General features: G+C 57.9%; 11 protein-coding genes. All 11 read left to right on the top strand.

The window, feature by feature from the left end:
• Positions 1-232: 232 nt before the first annotated feature.
• The 11 genes from ABWI03_RS08125 (at position 233) to ABWI03_RS08175 (ending at position 13089) form a co-directional block, all read left to right on the top strand.
• The gene (locus ABWI03_RS08125) at positions 233-1027 is read left to right on the top strand and encodes a glycosyltransferase (protein ID WP_260395515.1); all 795 of its coding nucleotides are present in this window, start codon (positions 233-235) and stop codon (positions 1025-1027) included.
• The gene (locus tag ABWI03_RS08130; RefSeq protein WP_253252966.1) at positions 999-2150 is read left to right on the top strand and encodes a polysaccharide pyruvyl transferase family protein; all 1152 of its coding nucleotides are present in this window, start codon (positions 999-1001) and stop codon (positions 2148-2150) included. Before ABWI03_RS08125 ends, ABWI03_RS08130 begins: the two co-directional genes overlap by 29 nt.
• Position 2151: 1 nt before the next feature.
• Positions 2152-3474: an O-antigen ligase family protein gene (locus ABWI03_RS08135; protein ID WP_298776020.1), complete on the top strand. Its 1323-nt coding sequence runs from the start codon at positions 2152-2154 to the stop codon at positions 3472-3474.
• On the top strand, positions 3471-4520 hold the full coding sequence (locus tag ABWI03_RS08140; protein ID WP_095971927.1) for a glycosyltransferase: 1050 nt from the start codon (positions 3471-3473) through the stop codon (positions 4518-4520). The genes ABWI03_RS08135 and ABWI03_RS08140 overlap by 4 nt, the downstream gene beginning before the upstream one ends.
• Positions 4517-5308: a glycosyltransferase gene (locus ABWI03_RS08145; RefSeq protein WP_095971928.1), complete on the top strand. Its 792-nt coding sequence runs from the start codon at positions 4517-4519 to the stop codon at positions 5306-5308. Before ABWI03_RS08140 ends, ABWI03_RS08145 begins: the two co-directional genes overlap by 4 nt.
• Complete coding sequence (locus ABWI03_RS08150) at positions 5298-6224, top strand: glycosyltransferase family 2 protein (protein ID WP_095971929.1); 927 nt, start codon at positions 5298-5300, stop codon at positions 6222-6224. The genes ABWI03_RS08145 and ABWI03_RS08150 overlap by 11 nt, the downstream gene beginning before the upstream one ends.
• A 5-nt stretch (positions 6225-6229) precedes the next feature.
• A complete protein-coding gene (locus ABWI03_RS08155) occupies positions 6230-7564 on the top strand; it encodes a lipopolysaccharide biosynthesis protein (protein WP_260395490.1) in 1335 nt (444 codons plus the stop codon).
• Between the two features lie 64 nt (positions 7565-7628).
• The gene (gmd, locus tag ABWI03_RS08160) at positions 7629-8660 is read left to right on the top strand and encodes a GDP-mannose 4,6-dehydratase (protein ID WP_019747432.1); all 1032 of its coding nucleotides are present in this window, start codon (positions 7629-7631) and stop codon (positions 8658-8660) included.
• Complete coding sequence (locus ABWI03_RS08165) at positions 8657-9625, top strand: GDP-L-fucose synthase family protein (protein WP_298776006.1); 969 nt, start codon at positions 8657-8659, stop codon at positions 9623-9625. The genes gmd and ABWI03_RS08165 overlap by 4 nt, the downstream gene beginning before the upstream one ends.
• 52 nt (positions 9626-9677) lie before the next feature.
• Positions 9678-11003, top strand: coding sequence for a UDP-glucose dehydrogenase family protein (locus ABWI03_RS08170; RefSeq protein ID WP_166812203.1), 1326 nt, complete (start codon positions 9678-9680; stop codon positions 11001-11003).
• 640 nt (positions 11004-11643) lie between these two features.
• A complete protein-coding gene (locus tag ABWI03_RS08175) occupies positions 11644-13089 on the top strand; it encodes a tyrosine-protein kinase domain-containing protein (RefSeq protein ID WP_095971961.1) in 1446 nt (481 codons plus the stop codon).
• Positions 13090-14182: the final 1093 nt, after the last annotated feature.

Here is a 14182-nt window from a genome sequence, read left to right on the forward strand (position 1 = left end):
CTGGTTGGAAGGTGGGGGTGCACAAAAGTCACTGTGCGGATTACTACGCGGCCTTGCCGACACACATACGACCGTCGTCACTTTGTTTGCAGGCTGCCGAGACTTCAACGAGGTTTCCGACCTTGCCGACGAGTTCGTCATGCTCGACTATCCAAGGAGTCCTCGCGGACTGGTCGGAGCCAGTCGTGCAATAACAACACATCTTCAGCGTTCGGATGTGGTCTATTCACTGATGAGGGGCAGCCATGTCGCACTCGGCGTCGCGAGTGTCTTCAAACGCCTTCCGAGTGAGCTGATTGCGACCTTCCATCAGTTGCCGAGTGCGGATGAAACTGGCGTTGTCTCCCTGATCGAGAACGTGCTCGTTCGTAATGCACTTCGGAACGCAAAGCTGATCACTGCACCTTCGGAATTAGCCGTGAGTCAGATTCGCCAACGACGTTACGGACCGCATGCTCGCCTTGTATACGAGCCGAACTTGATCCGAGTTGACTCGAGAGAAACCACTCGTCGTGAACGTGCGGGGGCACCCCTACGGCTCTTGGCTTGTGGTCGTCTATCCAAGCAGAAGGGTTTCGATCGAATTCCCGAACTTCTGTCAGATATCGAGATTCCTTGTGAAGTCAAAATCTTGGGATCAGGGCCGGAAGAGGAAGATCTGAAACGGCGGTTCGACGATGCGAAGCCTTCTGCGCATACGGTGGAACTAGTCGGACGCGTCGATGATGTTGTGCCCTACCTGGATTGGTCAGATGCGGCATTCATGCCCAGTCGAAACGAACTCAATCCTGTGTTCGTATGGGAGGCGTGGGCACGCGGCCGGCCGGTTGTTGCCACCGATCTACCTGCATTCGAGGATCTGCGTACCTCCGGGCCAGTGCTCACATTTACCGGCGCGGCCAGCCTGCGGTCCGCCCTCGGCATCGTATCGAGTGACGGGTACCGAGATTCTGCCTATTCAATGGGTTTGCAGGCGTCCCGCACCATGACGACCAGGAGTGAGATCGTTGCCCGAATACAATCGTGACCGCCCGCGCATCCTGGTCATTCATGCATACAGTGCTCAAAACTCTGGCGACCGGTTGCTGGTGGAGGAAACACTCGAATTGCTGAGATCGGTGTGGCCGGACTCTGTCGTCGACGTGATTGCCACTGATGCAGAATCATTCCGCCACCATCCGATGGCGAACCATGTCAAGTTCCATCAGTGGACATCGGCATGGATTCCGAACCCGAAAAAGAAGGCGTCCGTACGCGTTTCCATGCTGGCCAGTTCACTCACCGGCGGGCCGGCATCTGTCAAGATGCTGTTCGAGCAAGCAGATTTGGTTGTCGCCGTCGGGGGCGGATACCTACGAGGTTCGTCTGTTTCTGAAGCCCTGAAAACTGCAGGGGCGCATTTCGGTCAACTCGATCTTGCCGCACGAAGTCGTGCGCGCAAGATCTATCTCCCGCAGAGTATCGGCCCGTTCCCGAGCCTTCTCCGTCGCCGCATCGCAGGTTCGCTGAAGGCGATGGACCAGGTGCTCGTTCGAGACGATCGATCACACGAATTGTTCGCCGACCTCGGCAATGTCGAACGGATCTCGGATCTGGCGGTTCTCAAGATGGCGGAGGTCCGTGCACCTCGCAATATCGAGATCACGCATGGCCCGGTAGTCGTGGCCCGTGAGCTCTCCCGCCCTGGATCCTACGAGAACACTTTGTCCGACTTGGCTCGGTCAGATCATGTCGTATGGGCGATTCAGTCCACGGGTGGCGGAAACAATGACACGCCCCTCACCGCCAAATACTCTCCGGAAACCCCAAAGCCATTGCAGCACTATCTGGAAAGCGCGGAGAATCGCGTTGTTGTCAGTACACGCCTCCACGGATCGTTGTCTGCATTGCTCGCTGGAAAGCCGAGTGTGCACCTAGGCTACGAACGAAAATCATGGGGAGCTTTTCATGATCTGGGGCTGGAACAATACGTTCTCGATGCCCGACGGACTTCGGCAACGCGCGTTCTCGACGCGGTGGAATCGATTCGAGACGATCCAGCCACTTACTGGAGTCTGATCGATTCACGCATCGAGGCCGTCGCGTCCCAGAGGGAACGCCTGCTCGACTCCCTGGCTGTGCCATGCCAGTCGCCGACGGTCGGCCAATGACATGAATCTCTCGATCCTGTTGTTTGCCAGTGTTTTTCTCTTGCTGATCGCACGTGCAAGTGTGGTTACGGTGTTGCAAACCCGACCTCAAAACTCGACAAGTACCGGAAGCGGCTTGATCGGGATCTGGTTTTGGGTATCGGTCGTTTGGCCGGTCCTTTTCAAGGCCGTGTTGGGTAGCGTCCTTGCCCTATACATTCCGGTTTCCGGATCCGCGGTCTTCGTGATCGCCTACCTACCCTCGATTGTCATAGGAATCGCGATATTCATTGTGGCGCTGGGGTCCCGCGAATCGTTCCCCTACATTCCCGCGTTGCTGGTAATGGCGGTAGTGATCATGCCGGCCCTCATCTTCGGGGTCGTGGACATCGGCATCGTCGGAGCGATATTCATGATTGTGCCTACGCTCCTGTGGTGCCGTGCCCTCTCTGTTGATGTACTGAATTGGACCCGTCTGTCTTACCAAGGTCTGCTGGTACTTTGTCTGACTGTCGCTGTGGTTTTCGTCGTTTGGCCTGAGGCTGTGGCCGAGACCTGTCGAGTGGACAAGTGCACTGTGGCTGGCCAAGTTCTCACGTCGTCCATTACCGGCAACGGCAACTTTCTCGGGCTTTGTGTCGCATTGCTGAGCGTCATTGCCGTCTATCGGCAACACTGGATCACAGTCGCGGCGGTTGGACTGGCAAGCCTCATCGTGATCGAAATTTCAGGTAGTCGAACAGCAATGATCGGTTTGATTCTCGGATACCTCGTAGTCCTGGGTATCGGGAACCGCACGACGCGGGTTGTGGCTCTGGCAGCTGCGATGATTGCGTTGGCGATTTCTTTTGTCCCGGTGTTCCGAGTGTACGGACTTCGTGACTACACCTATCGCGGTGCTTTGTGGATGAGAGCAAAGGAGCTGATTTCGGAGAGCCCGAGTGTTGGTCACGGCCCGAACTATTGGACGGAGCATAACGCGTATCGCTTCTCCTCCAACTATGCCGCGCACAACATTTGGCTGGAACTCGGCGTCGCCGTCGGGTTTCTCGGAATTGCCATGCTTGTCGTCGCTGCGGTCTGGGCGCTGCTGACCACGGATGTCGAAAATCGATACTTGGCATCGGCGCTTATCGTGACCACGGTTGCTGTGGGTTTCCTGGAGGCGCCGATCCAACCCTATCGAACCGGTCTGCTTCCGTTCTTGTGCCCTCTCCTCCTTCTCTTGTGCTCCTCAGGCATGCGGAAACGATCATTTGATACTTCGGAGACGGAAGACGTTGAGATGAAAACGATTCGAGATGCACCGGTTGGTGCCGGTCCGACGAGAGATGGTGCGCGATGAAAGTTCTGCATGTCACGGAAGCACTCGGAGGGGGTGTAAGCACCGCGATCTTGAATTATCAGGCGTTGACCCCGGAAATGCATCACTGCGTGATCGCTCGCGAACGGGTCGGGCAGAGCACGTACAATTTTCCCTCCGAACTCAGCGTGACATTGGTACCTGGAAGTTTGGCCGCACTGTTACTGTCCGCGATTCGTATGGTGCGCCGAGGAGATTTCGATATTCTGCACCTGCATTCCAGTCTTGCCGGTCTCGCCCGGATCATCCCAGGACACCGGGCTGGGATCGTATACACCCCACACTGCTATGCGTTCGAGCGCACCGACGTCAGCCCTCTCGCGCGGGTACTCTACAAGTCTGTTGAGCGTGGGCTACTTTCGATTCGGCGCCAGTGCGTTGTCGCGGTGAGTGGACGAGAAGCCGAGTTGACTACGGAGTTGTCGAACTCCTCCACCTCGATCGTGGTCGGCAACGTATCACCGACCGATCACGGCGGGTATTTGCGCGCAAGCAGCCATGGGGCAACGGAAACATCGGCTGAAAGAAGCCGAGTAGTGATGGTGGGAAGAATATTTCCCCAAAAAGATCCCCAATTGTTCGCCGATATTGCATCAAGGCTGTCGAGCAGGTTCGAGTTCGTGTGGGTAGGAGATGGTGAAGCCGTCTTGAAAGAAAGTCTCGTGGAATCAGGGGTTCGGGTGACGGGCTGGATTCCAGCTGAACAGGTGCTGGATGAAGTGCGCGCCAGTTCGCTGTATCTCCATACTGCAGCCTGGGAGGGCGCTCCGATATCCGCGGCGGAGGCTGCCGCTGTAGGTGTCTCCGTAATCAGTCGAGATATCAAAAGTATGGTCTCGCTTGGTTATCCAGTCGCCGGCAATACCGCCGAGTCGCTTTCGACGGCCGTCACACACTATTTCGACTGCCTGGACTACCGGACCGCAGTTCAGGCCAAGACACAAAGTTTCAACCGAACTGTCGACGTCGTGAGTGCGCGGACAGCACTCAATGACGCCTATGCACTCGCGAGAGGGGTTTCTCGATGAACTCATCGGTCACCGTCATTACCATCACCAGGAACGATCTATCTGGGCTGGTCCGCACGATCGAGAGTGTCCGGACTCAGAGTGCACGAGGAGTCGAACACATCGTGATCGACGGTGGCTCGACCGATGGGACTGTGGAATACCTTGATTCACTGGGTGATTCGTTGGTGTGGAACACAGGTCTCGACAGCGGTCGTTATGACGCAATGAACATCGGTGCAGAGTTGGCGAGTGGCGAATTGCTGTGGTTCATGCACTCGTCGGACGTATTCCATTCAGGTGACGTTCTGGAACGAGTTTCTCGGGAGTATCAAAGAGGGGACGTCTCTTGGCGGTGGGGTTACGGGCTGAGCAACATTCATGACTCCGGAAGTTCCATCGGAATCGGTGGCCGGATCCCGTTCAGTCTGTCCCGATTCTCCCTGGGTGGAAACATCATTCCCCATCAAGCATGTGTGATCGAGAAGTCTCTGCATGTTGAGATCGGCGGTTACGATACCGAATTCGGGCTCAGTGCCGATCAGCTGTATCTGTTGAAGATGGCAGTCCGATCAGAACCGCGGGTGTGGACCGAGTTCTTCTGTGATTTCGATTCGGCCGGTGCTGGTTCGGTGCGGGGCATGATGGATCACTATCGGGACATGCGGCGATCGCGCGCCCTGACCGGTGTCACAGTCTTCAGGTCGCACCGGCTCGATTATGCAGTGTCCTTGGGAGTTGCGCTTCTTGCAAAAACTGATCGTGTCCAAAGACGAGTACTAGCGGGGGTGACTCCTCGTGTCCGGTGAATCTTCAGAACCCACAACGGAATTGAAGTCGAACTTCGCAGTTGTCATACCAGCTTTCAACGCGGAAGCCACACTTATGGCGTCAATCGAGAGCGCGCACAATGCGGGCGCTTCGGAAGTCATCGTGGTGGACGACGGATCCACAGACGGTACCGCCGCGCTATGTCGCGCCCACGACATCCGTGTCCTGACGCAGCCCAATGCGGGTGCATACCTTGCGAGACGACGGGGGGCCGCGCTTGTCACGGCACCGTACATCGTGTTCCTGGACGCGGATGATCTTCTGGTCACATCCGGCGTTCACGAGTCCTTGCGTATTCTCTCCGCGCAGGCGGACTGCGCAGTCGTCGCTGGACGTGTGATGGCGAGCCTCCCGCGTGGGCGTAGTCGGTTGAACAAACAGTCGTACTCCGAGATCAATACTCGAACCCTGTTGACGCAAGGTTATGGTCCGTTTCCACCGGGAGCGGCGCTGGTTCGGCGTGCCGATTACGAAGCGGCGATCGCTCTCGACGTACCTGAGATCGTCGAGCGTTATGCCGACGACTACGAATTGTTCATTCGGCTATCCGTCGTCGGCCGAATCGTTCAACACAACACTGTGTCCCTCGTGTATTCGATGTACGCAGGGAAATCCATTGGTTCTCCCGAGAAATCGCTATTGTGCAAGGAGTCGATCAGGGGGCACTACGCGCGACATCTGGGGATCACCGTTCGGCTGATGAGCGCATCGGCGGTTGCCGCAGCTGCGAACGCACGTATGGGACGAGCGTCGTTCGCGCGTGGGTTTTACCTGCGGGGCTGCACGAAGGTAGCAGTTGCCGCGTGCTACAAGGTACTTTCTCGGCTCGATAACAGCGGTCTGAAGCAGTCCACAATCGTGTCTGGTGCGGGAACCTCGGAGGCGCGAGGGTGAACACAGTGGTCAGCTCTTACCTGAGGTCGGCGAAGTCGATCGACCTGGGTGGGACCGGGTTCTTTCGACTGGTAGGTCTGCTGGCCGGAGCTTGTGCGAACTTCGCCGTAATAGCAATTCTGTCTCGCGACTACGGCGTTGAGTACTACGCCTTCTATGCGCTGATGGCGTCCATGTTGAACCTACTTCCCTTCGCGGACTTCGGTATCGGCGCGACCATGGTTAATGCAACAGCAGATTACCGAAGTGGTGCACTCGATCGGATGTCGTTCCAATCCCATTTTCGGCGGGCGAGTCTGGTTACCGTTCTGGTGTCCCTCGCTGTCGCAAGCCTCGCTTTCCTGTTCTACCAGTTGGGGCTGTGGGTGCCGATGCTAGGCGCAGTCGGTGAGATGAGTCATGCGTCAGCGCTGGCCACAGTGGTGATTATATCTGCGGCAGTTGGTATTCCGTTGGGTTTGGGATCCCGCATCCTGCAGGGTTGCGGAAAGATGCGCGTTGTCGTTACCGCAGCGTTGATCGGTCCGATCATTCAACTGATCGTGATAGTGGTCTGTTGGACTACTCACGCGCCGGCCTACCTGTTTGTTCTGGCACCGTGCGCAGGCTACCTCGCCGTCGGATTTCTGACCCTTGCTCTCGCGCTTCGGTCGATTTCCGGCGACGTGGGTTCGTTGGTCGGCTGGAGTCTTACAAGCCCGGTGCGAGTTCGCATGGCTGAAACTGCGGTTCCGTTTTTTCTCATATCGATCGGCATGGTCGTCGGCTTTCAGAGCCATAGGTTGCTGATCTCCACTTTCGGGACGGTGGAAGACGTCGCACAATATTCGGTAGTGGCGCAATTCGCTGGACCGCTACTGGCGATCTTGGGAGTGATGGGTCAGAACTTGTGGTCGAGATATCGCCAACGCTACCGACTCGGGACACTTCGGGTACGCGAATTTTCCCAGCATATAGTGCTTCTCGGCACTGTAGGCGCCGTATTTGCGCTCGCCCTGATCGTCATCAGCTATCCGGGAATACGGTTTGTCTCGGGTGGAAGCCTTGCCGTGCCACTGGCAACCGTTTTGGCCGGAAGTGTTTACATCCTTGTTGTTTCGGTGCATCAACCGGCGGCAATGTTCCTCATGGACCCGCGAGGGCTGTGGTTGCAAGTCCTGTGCGTCTGGCTGAGCGGCCTCGCCGGGATGGCATTGGCAATATCTTTGATTCCTGATCTCGGACCCGCCGCGCTGTACCTGGGGTTATCCGCAGGAATGGTTGTACTCCAAGTCATTCCGTGCATCTGTATTTCGGTGCGGCGAATTTCGAGCATGGAGAAGACGGGCGTGACCGTGTGAATAGATGCCCGAAAATCTTGAAATCGTACATACAGATGGTCGTACATACACATGAAGGAGAGAAATGAAGAAGGCACTGATCACCGGAATTACAGGCCAAGACGGTTCATACCTGGCCGAGCTGTTGTTGAGCAAGGGGTACGAGGTCCACGGACTTATTCGTAGATCGTCCACGTTCAATACAGCTCGAATCGATCACATGTATGTGGATCCCCACACGCCGGACGCAAAACTGTTCCTTCATTACGGCGATCTCAGCGACGGGGCGCGTTTGGTCACTCTTCTCGCACAGATACGCCCGGACGAGGTCTACAACCTCGCAGCGCAGTCCCATGTGCGGGTGAGTTTCGACGAGCCGGAACACACCGGTGACACGACGGGAATCGGGTCGATCAGGTTGCTCGAAGCAGTCCGGATGGCTGGTCTCGAATGCAGGTTCTACCAGGCGTCCAGTTCCGAGATGTTCGGTGCGACACCGCCTCCGCAGGACGAGCAGACTCCCTTCTACCCGCGATCGCCGTACGGTGCTGCGAAGGTGTACTCGTACTGGATCACCAAGAACTACCGCGAGGCGTACGGGATCTTTGCCGTGAACGGAATTCTGTTCAACCACGAATCTCCCCGGCGAGGCGAAACATTCGTCACTCGTAAGATCACGCGAGCGGTGGCACGGATCAAGGCCGGTCTGGAAAGCCATTTGTACATGGGCAATCTCGATGCAATCCGCGACTGGGGCTATGCGCCGGAGTACGTGGAGGGAATGTGGAGAATGCTGCAGGCCGACGAACCGGACGATTACGTGCTCGCGACAGGCGGCAACTACTCGGTCAAGGATTTCCTGACGGTGGCCTTCGAGCACGCCGGCCTGAACTGGGAAGATCACGTGCGCTTCGACGAGCGCTATCTGCGGCCGACGGAAGTAGATGCGTTGATCGGAGATGCCGGTAAGGCGGAGCAGAAGCTCGGCTGGAAGGCGACTGTGCATACCCCTGAGCTGGCTCGAATCATGGTCGATGCGGACATCGAGGCTCTGACGTGTGAGGGCAAGCCCTGGATCGACCGTCCGAACCTGGTGGATTGGGAGCACGCTCGATGACGGGGGAGTACGCGCAGAAGCCCCTCGATCGGAGCGACGCGGTGTACGTCGCGGGTCATCGTGGCCTCGTGGGTTCAGCGATTTGGCGTCGGTTGGAAGCCGACGGTTTTAGTCGCCTTGTCGGTCGCACGTCTGCCGAACTAGATCTTCGCGACCGCGGTGCAGTGTTCGAATTCTTCGCTGCTGAGAGGCCGAAGAACGTGGTTCTCGCGGCAGCCAGAGTCGGCGGGATCCTGGCGAACAGCACACTGCCGGTGGACTTCATCTCCGACAACCTTCGCATCCAGGTGAACGTGATGGACGCGGCGGCCGAATTCGACGTAGATCGCCTGCTGTTCCTCGGATCATCGTGCATCTACCCGAAATTCGCTCCTCAACCGATTCGCGAAGAATATCTTCTGACCGGTCATTTGGAACCGACGAACGATGCATATGCCATCGCAAAGATCGCGGGAATCCTGCAGGTACAGGCCGTTCGAAAGCAGTTCGGGCGTCCGTGGATCTCCGCGATGCCGACCAATCTCTACGGCCCGGGTGACAACTTCTCCGCCAAGGGCTCTCATGTGCTGCCGGCCCTCATCAGGCGCTTCGACGACGCGCGCCGTGATGGAGTTGCGTCAGTCGTGAACTGGGGCAGCGGGACGCCGAGACGCGAGTTTCTCCACGTCGACGACATGGCGGATGCCTGCCTTCACTTGCTCGACCACTTTGACGGAGCAGAACACGTCAATGTCGGTACGGGCGAGGACCAGAGTATCGCGGAGATCTCCGCGATCGTGGCGGACGAGATCGGGTTCGACGGCGAGATCGAATGGGATCATTCGAAACCTGACGGGACGCCGCGGAAGTTGCTCGACATCGGGAAGCTTCGAGATTTGGGGTGGCAGCCCAGGATTGACCTTCGTGCGGGGATCGCATCGACCGTGGAGTGGTATCGACAGAATGTCGATTCGATCAGGACATGAAGTACTACAGCATTATTCGACGTAAACCCGACTTCGACAGGCAGACATCGTTATGACTTCTCGTATTGCGGTATTCGGCACCGGCTACCTCGGGGCGACACATGCTGCGTGCATGGCCGAGTTGGGCCACGAGGTTCTCGGGGTGGATGTTGATCCGAACAAGCTCGCCATGCTCGAAGCTGGGGAGGTTCCTTTCTACGAACCAGGACTCGAGGAAGTGCTGCGCCGCAACATAGCCGCGGGACGTCTTCGATTCACCGCCTCCTACGAGGAAGCCGCAGAGTTCGCCGACATCCATTTCCTCGGCGTCGGCACGCCGCAGAAGAAGGGGGAGTTCGCGGCCGACATGCGTTTTGTCGATTCGGTGATCGAGACGCTCGCGCCCCTCTTGACCAGGCCGACCGTTATTTTCGGGAAATCAACTGTGCCAGTGGGCACAGCAGAGCGACTGGGTGCGCGGGCACGCGAACTGGCGCCTGCCGGACAAGACGTCGAGGTGGCGTGGAATCCGGAATTTCTCCGGGAAGGCTACGCGGTGAAAGACACGCTTCACCCGGACCGGCTTGTGCTCGGGGTCGACCGCCATCGACCCGGACGTGCGGAATCGGTTGCGCGTGAAGTGTACGAGCAGCTCTTGAACGAAGGTATTCCCTTTGTCGTGACCGACCTTGCGACTTCGGAGTTGGTCAAGGCATCAGCCAATGCATTTCTGGCGACGAAGATCTCGTTCATCAATGCGATCTCGGAGGTCTGTGAGGCGTCGGGTGCAGATGTGACCGTTCTTGCCGATGCCATCGGCCACGACGAGAGAATCGGTAGGCGATTCCTCAACGCCGGAATCGGTTTCGGTGGTGGCTGCCTACCGAAGGACATCCGTGCTTTCATGGCACGTGCGGGTGAGCTGGGAGCAGATCAAGCACTCACTTTCCTACGCGAAGTCGACAATATCAACATGCGTCGCCGTACTCGGATGGTCGAACTGGCTCGAGAAGCGTGTGGTTCGCTGCTAGGAGCCAACGTTGCGGTTCTCGGTGCCGCCTTCAAGCCTGACTCCGACGACGTGCGTGACTCACCTGCGCTGAACGTTGCCGGCCAGATTCAGCTGCAAGGCGCTGCCGTCAATGTCTATGACCCGAAAGCAATGGGAAACTCGAAGGCGTTGTTCCCTACCCTCACTTACACTTCGAGCGCACTTGACGCGTGCGCAGGCGCTGACGTCGTCTTGGTTCTGACCGAGTGGACCGAGTTTCGAAAGCTGTTGCCGTCGGACCTCGAAGCTGTCGTCCGCAAGAAGGTCATCATCGACGGACGTAACTGCCTGGAACCGACCACCTGGCGCGACGCAGGGTGGACCTACCGAGGTCTCGGGAGGCCGTAAACCGGTGAAACCTTCACGGAGGCTGGGTTGTTGTAGGCATCGAGGGGAAGTGGCCGTGCGCCCGGGACCAAAGTCCGTCAGCGAGCGAGCTGTAACCGGGGGAGATGCTGGGATCGCAGCTCGTGCGTCGCATGGTGAGGGGCATGTTGCCTTGTTCGGTTGGTGTGCATCAACTTCCGGCGGCAAGTTACGTAGTTGGTCGACGACGGACGTTGGTCCTACGGCTCGCTATGGTATGTGACCCTTTCGCGGTCGGCGCGGTCGATTGACGATACCGAGGGCGTTCCGAGGCTCCGTTGCGGTGGTGAAAAGACCAATGACGCAGTAGAGTTCAGCCTGGCTGCACGTTGTGTCTGCTCTGCGCGATGTGCGAGTGGACCCGATGTCAGTGTCGCGGGTTTGTCAGTGTCGCGTGTTCGCCGCTTCCCGATCATGTATCGGCCAGGAAGTGAGATGTGTGAGATGCCGTGAAGGCTTCTCCCCCCTGGCTGTTTCGGCAAATACCTCGCGCTGGGACGCAGGGACGCGCGATAGAAGATTGGCTGCCTCGTTCAGCCTGCATTGAGTGCAGCGGCTCGACAGCGGCTGTCGATTACTACTCGAAGACGTGATACGTGTTCGAGCCGAAGGAGATTCGACGATGGATGTACGGGACTACCTGAAGATTTTGCAGGCACGGTGGAAGATAGTCGCTGTCGTCACTGTGGTCGTGATCTTGGGCGCATTGGGCGCCTCGTTGATTGCGACGCCGGTCTACCAGGCTTCCACGCGCCTGTTCGTGTCGACCTCTACCGGAACAACCGTGAACGAGGCTTACCAAGGTAACCAGCTCTCGCAGCAGTTGGTCACTTCCTACGCCAAGCTCCTTACCGGCGAGACACTGGCACAAAGAACGATCGATTCAGTCGGGCCCGATCGGCTCGGCGGGCTTTCCGCTGCGGAGATTTCGTCCAAGGTGACCGCGACATCGGCGCCGGACACGGTACTTCTCGATTTGAGTGTGCAAGATGCGTCGCCTGAACTGGCACGTGAAATCGCAAATGCGCTGTCGGACGAGTTTGTCGTCATGGTCAAAGATCTGGGTACGCCTGCGAATGGTGGCACAGCGCCGGCGCGCGTCGTTGTCGAGCAGCGAGCACAAACTCCCGCGGAACCGGTGTCGCCGAAGACATCGCGGAACGTGGCGCTCGGTGCCGCGATCGGGCTTCTGCTGGGGATCGGGTTGGCTGTGGTGCGTGATCGCCTGGACAACACCGTCAAAGAGCGCAAGGTGGTCGAAGACATCGCCGGCGCGGCGATGGTGGGAACAATTCCGTTCGACAAGGAACGCGAAGTTCATCAAGCGATCAACTTCCACGAGGGCAATTCCGCAAGTGCCGAGGCGTACCGCGAGCTCCGAACCAATCTGCAGTTCCTGGCCGTGGATCGCCCACCGAGTGTCATCGTCGTCACGAGTTCTCTTCCCTCCGAGGGAAAGACCACGACTGCGGTCAACATCGCACTCGTGTTGGCCGAGGCAGGCAAGAAGGTGTGTCTCGTCGAAGGTGACCTTCGTAAGCCTCGCGTTTCGAAGTACCTTGGACTTATCGGAAGCGTCGGTCTGAGTTCGGTCCTGGCCGGGCAAGCAGACCTGGACGACGTACTTCAAGTTACGAGCAATGCCGACCTGACGGTTCTTGCCTCGGGTCCGATTCCTCCGAACCCGAGCGAATTGCTGGGCACTGACACTGCTCATGCAGTCTTTGCCGACCTCCGCAGAAGGTTCGACTACGTCATCATCGACGCCTCGCCGTTGCTTCCTGTTACGGATGCTGCAGTTCTTTCAGCTCTGGCGGACGGTGCGCTCGTGATTGCGCGTCACGGCTCGACGAAGAGGGAACAGCTGAGCAGGGCGGTCGGCAATCTCCACAGTGTGGGTGCGACGATTCTCGGCACCGTCATCACGATGACCCCGCTGAACGGCCGTGGATCCTACGAATACAAGTACTACTACGATTCCGATCCGGTTGTCGCTGACGTGGCCGTGGGAGGTTCCGTGGACAGCAATCCAGTTGGCGAACGAAAGGTCACGTCGACAGTCATCTGACTTGGTCGTACTTTAAACCCGACGCCTCACAGGGCCCCCGAGCAATGCTCGGGGGCCCTTCTCTATGTGGTGAATCGGACGCAATCTCTAGTCGGGTCCTCTGAGTCTGCGACGCGCATTGCCGGAATGCAGGTTCATCGGTCGTCGCAGTAGTTGGGTAGATCGATCTGGTTGCATCCCGCGATGGATTTGGACAGAGGGTGCAGGAGCTGTTCGCGCAGCCGGCGGCGTTGCCGGGCCCGACATTGTCCCGGCAACCAACTGGCGGATCGCTCGAGACGGTAAGAAGGGGTCCGGCCGTCGGAACACCGGAAGGGAGAGCGTCGACTGCTCTGCGGGAGTTGCTCACGTATGCCACACAACCGGTGGGCCTCGGTCGTGTCTTGATGACTTGCGACGAAACGAACGTGGGTTCGCGTAAGGCCATTGAAGCGTGCGGGGTTTTCTCGATAGCCTGCGCCCAGCTGATCAGTTGTCTCGCAACGTCGATTATTCGAGAGACACTCTCCGCTATTGGGTGCCAACAAGCGTGTCGATCGTCAGCTGACCCTATACGGCCACACACGCTTGCATGGCCATCGGTAGCGATCGCCCCGCTTTGCAGCCGGGGGGCTATACAATTCCGCACCTCTCGAATTCAGCTGTGCTGCAGCTATTTTAGGACCTCATAGACTGTCGTTGAGGGAGCAGGCTCCTCCTTTCGCATGTCCGAATTCTCGGTGTCGCCCGATCGCAGGTTCGCGCATTGTCGGCCCGTCGTAGGTAAGACACCCATAGGCGAAGTATCGGACAATCGTCCAGGGTTGAGGCGACGCTGAACGCATCAAAGCATGGTTTGCAGAGCGATTACCAACTGCGTGCTTGTTTCCGTCCAAACGTGGAGTCCAATTGACGACGGAAATGAAAACTATAGGTACGCAACGGTAATAGTGGGGAATGTTCGCACCTTCCTGCTTGGAGGGTAAGTAACTGAGTTCAATGCCGGAGTCCGGAAGAAGTTCGGAAAGCGCTATTGCCACGTTGTCCGGAATGTGGCAAACTCCTCACTGGTACTGACCAGCTAGCCGAATAATTGCCAAGTCCTGAGTCTCGG

The organism is Rhodococcus baikonurensis, from assembly GCF_040489275.1.
GTDB classification, from domain to species: Bacteria; Actinomycetota; Actinomycetes; order Mycobacteriales; family Mycobacteriaceae; genus Rhodococcus_F; species Rhodococcus_F baikonurensis.

What these genes read in the sequence shown, in the direction of transcription:
- ABWI03_RS08125 (WP_260395515.1), top strand. Translation starts at nt 233, where the DNA reads ATGAGGGGCAGCCATGTCGCACTCGGCGTCGCGAGTGTCTTCAAACGC.
- ABWI03_RS08135 (WP_298776020.1), top strand. Translation starts at nt 2,152, where the DNA reads ATGAATCTCTCGATCCTGTTGTTTGCCAGTGTTTTTCTCTTGCTGATC.
- ABWI03_RS08140 (WP_095971927.1), top strand. Translation starts at nt 3,471, where the DNA reads ATGAAAGTTCTGCATGTCACGGAAGCACTCGGAGGGGGTGTAAGCACC.
- ABWI03_RS08145 (WP_095971928.1), top strand. Translation starts at nt 4,517, where the DNA reads ATGAACTCATCGGTCACCGTCATTACCATCACCAGGAACGATCTATCT.
- gmd (WP_019747432.1), top strand. Translation starts at nt 7,629, where the DNA reads ATGAAGAAGGCACTGATCACCGGAATTACAGGCCAAGACGGTTCATAC.
- ABWI03_RS08165 (WP_298776006.1), top strand. Translation starts at nt 8,657, where the DNA reads ATGACGGGGGAGTACGCGCAGAAGCCCCTCGATCGGAGCGACGCGGTG.
- ABWI03_RS08170 (WP_166812203.1), top strand. Translation starts at nt 9,678, where the DNA reads ATGACTTCTCGTATTGCGGTATTCGGCACCGGCTACCTCGGGGCGACA.
- ABWI03_RS08175 (WP_095971961.1), top strand. Translation starts at nt 11,644, where the DNA reads ATGGATGTACGGGACTACCTGAAGATTTTGCAGGCACGGTGGAAGATA.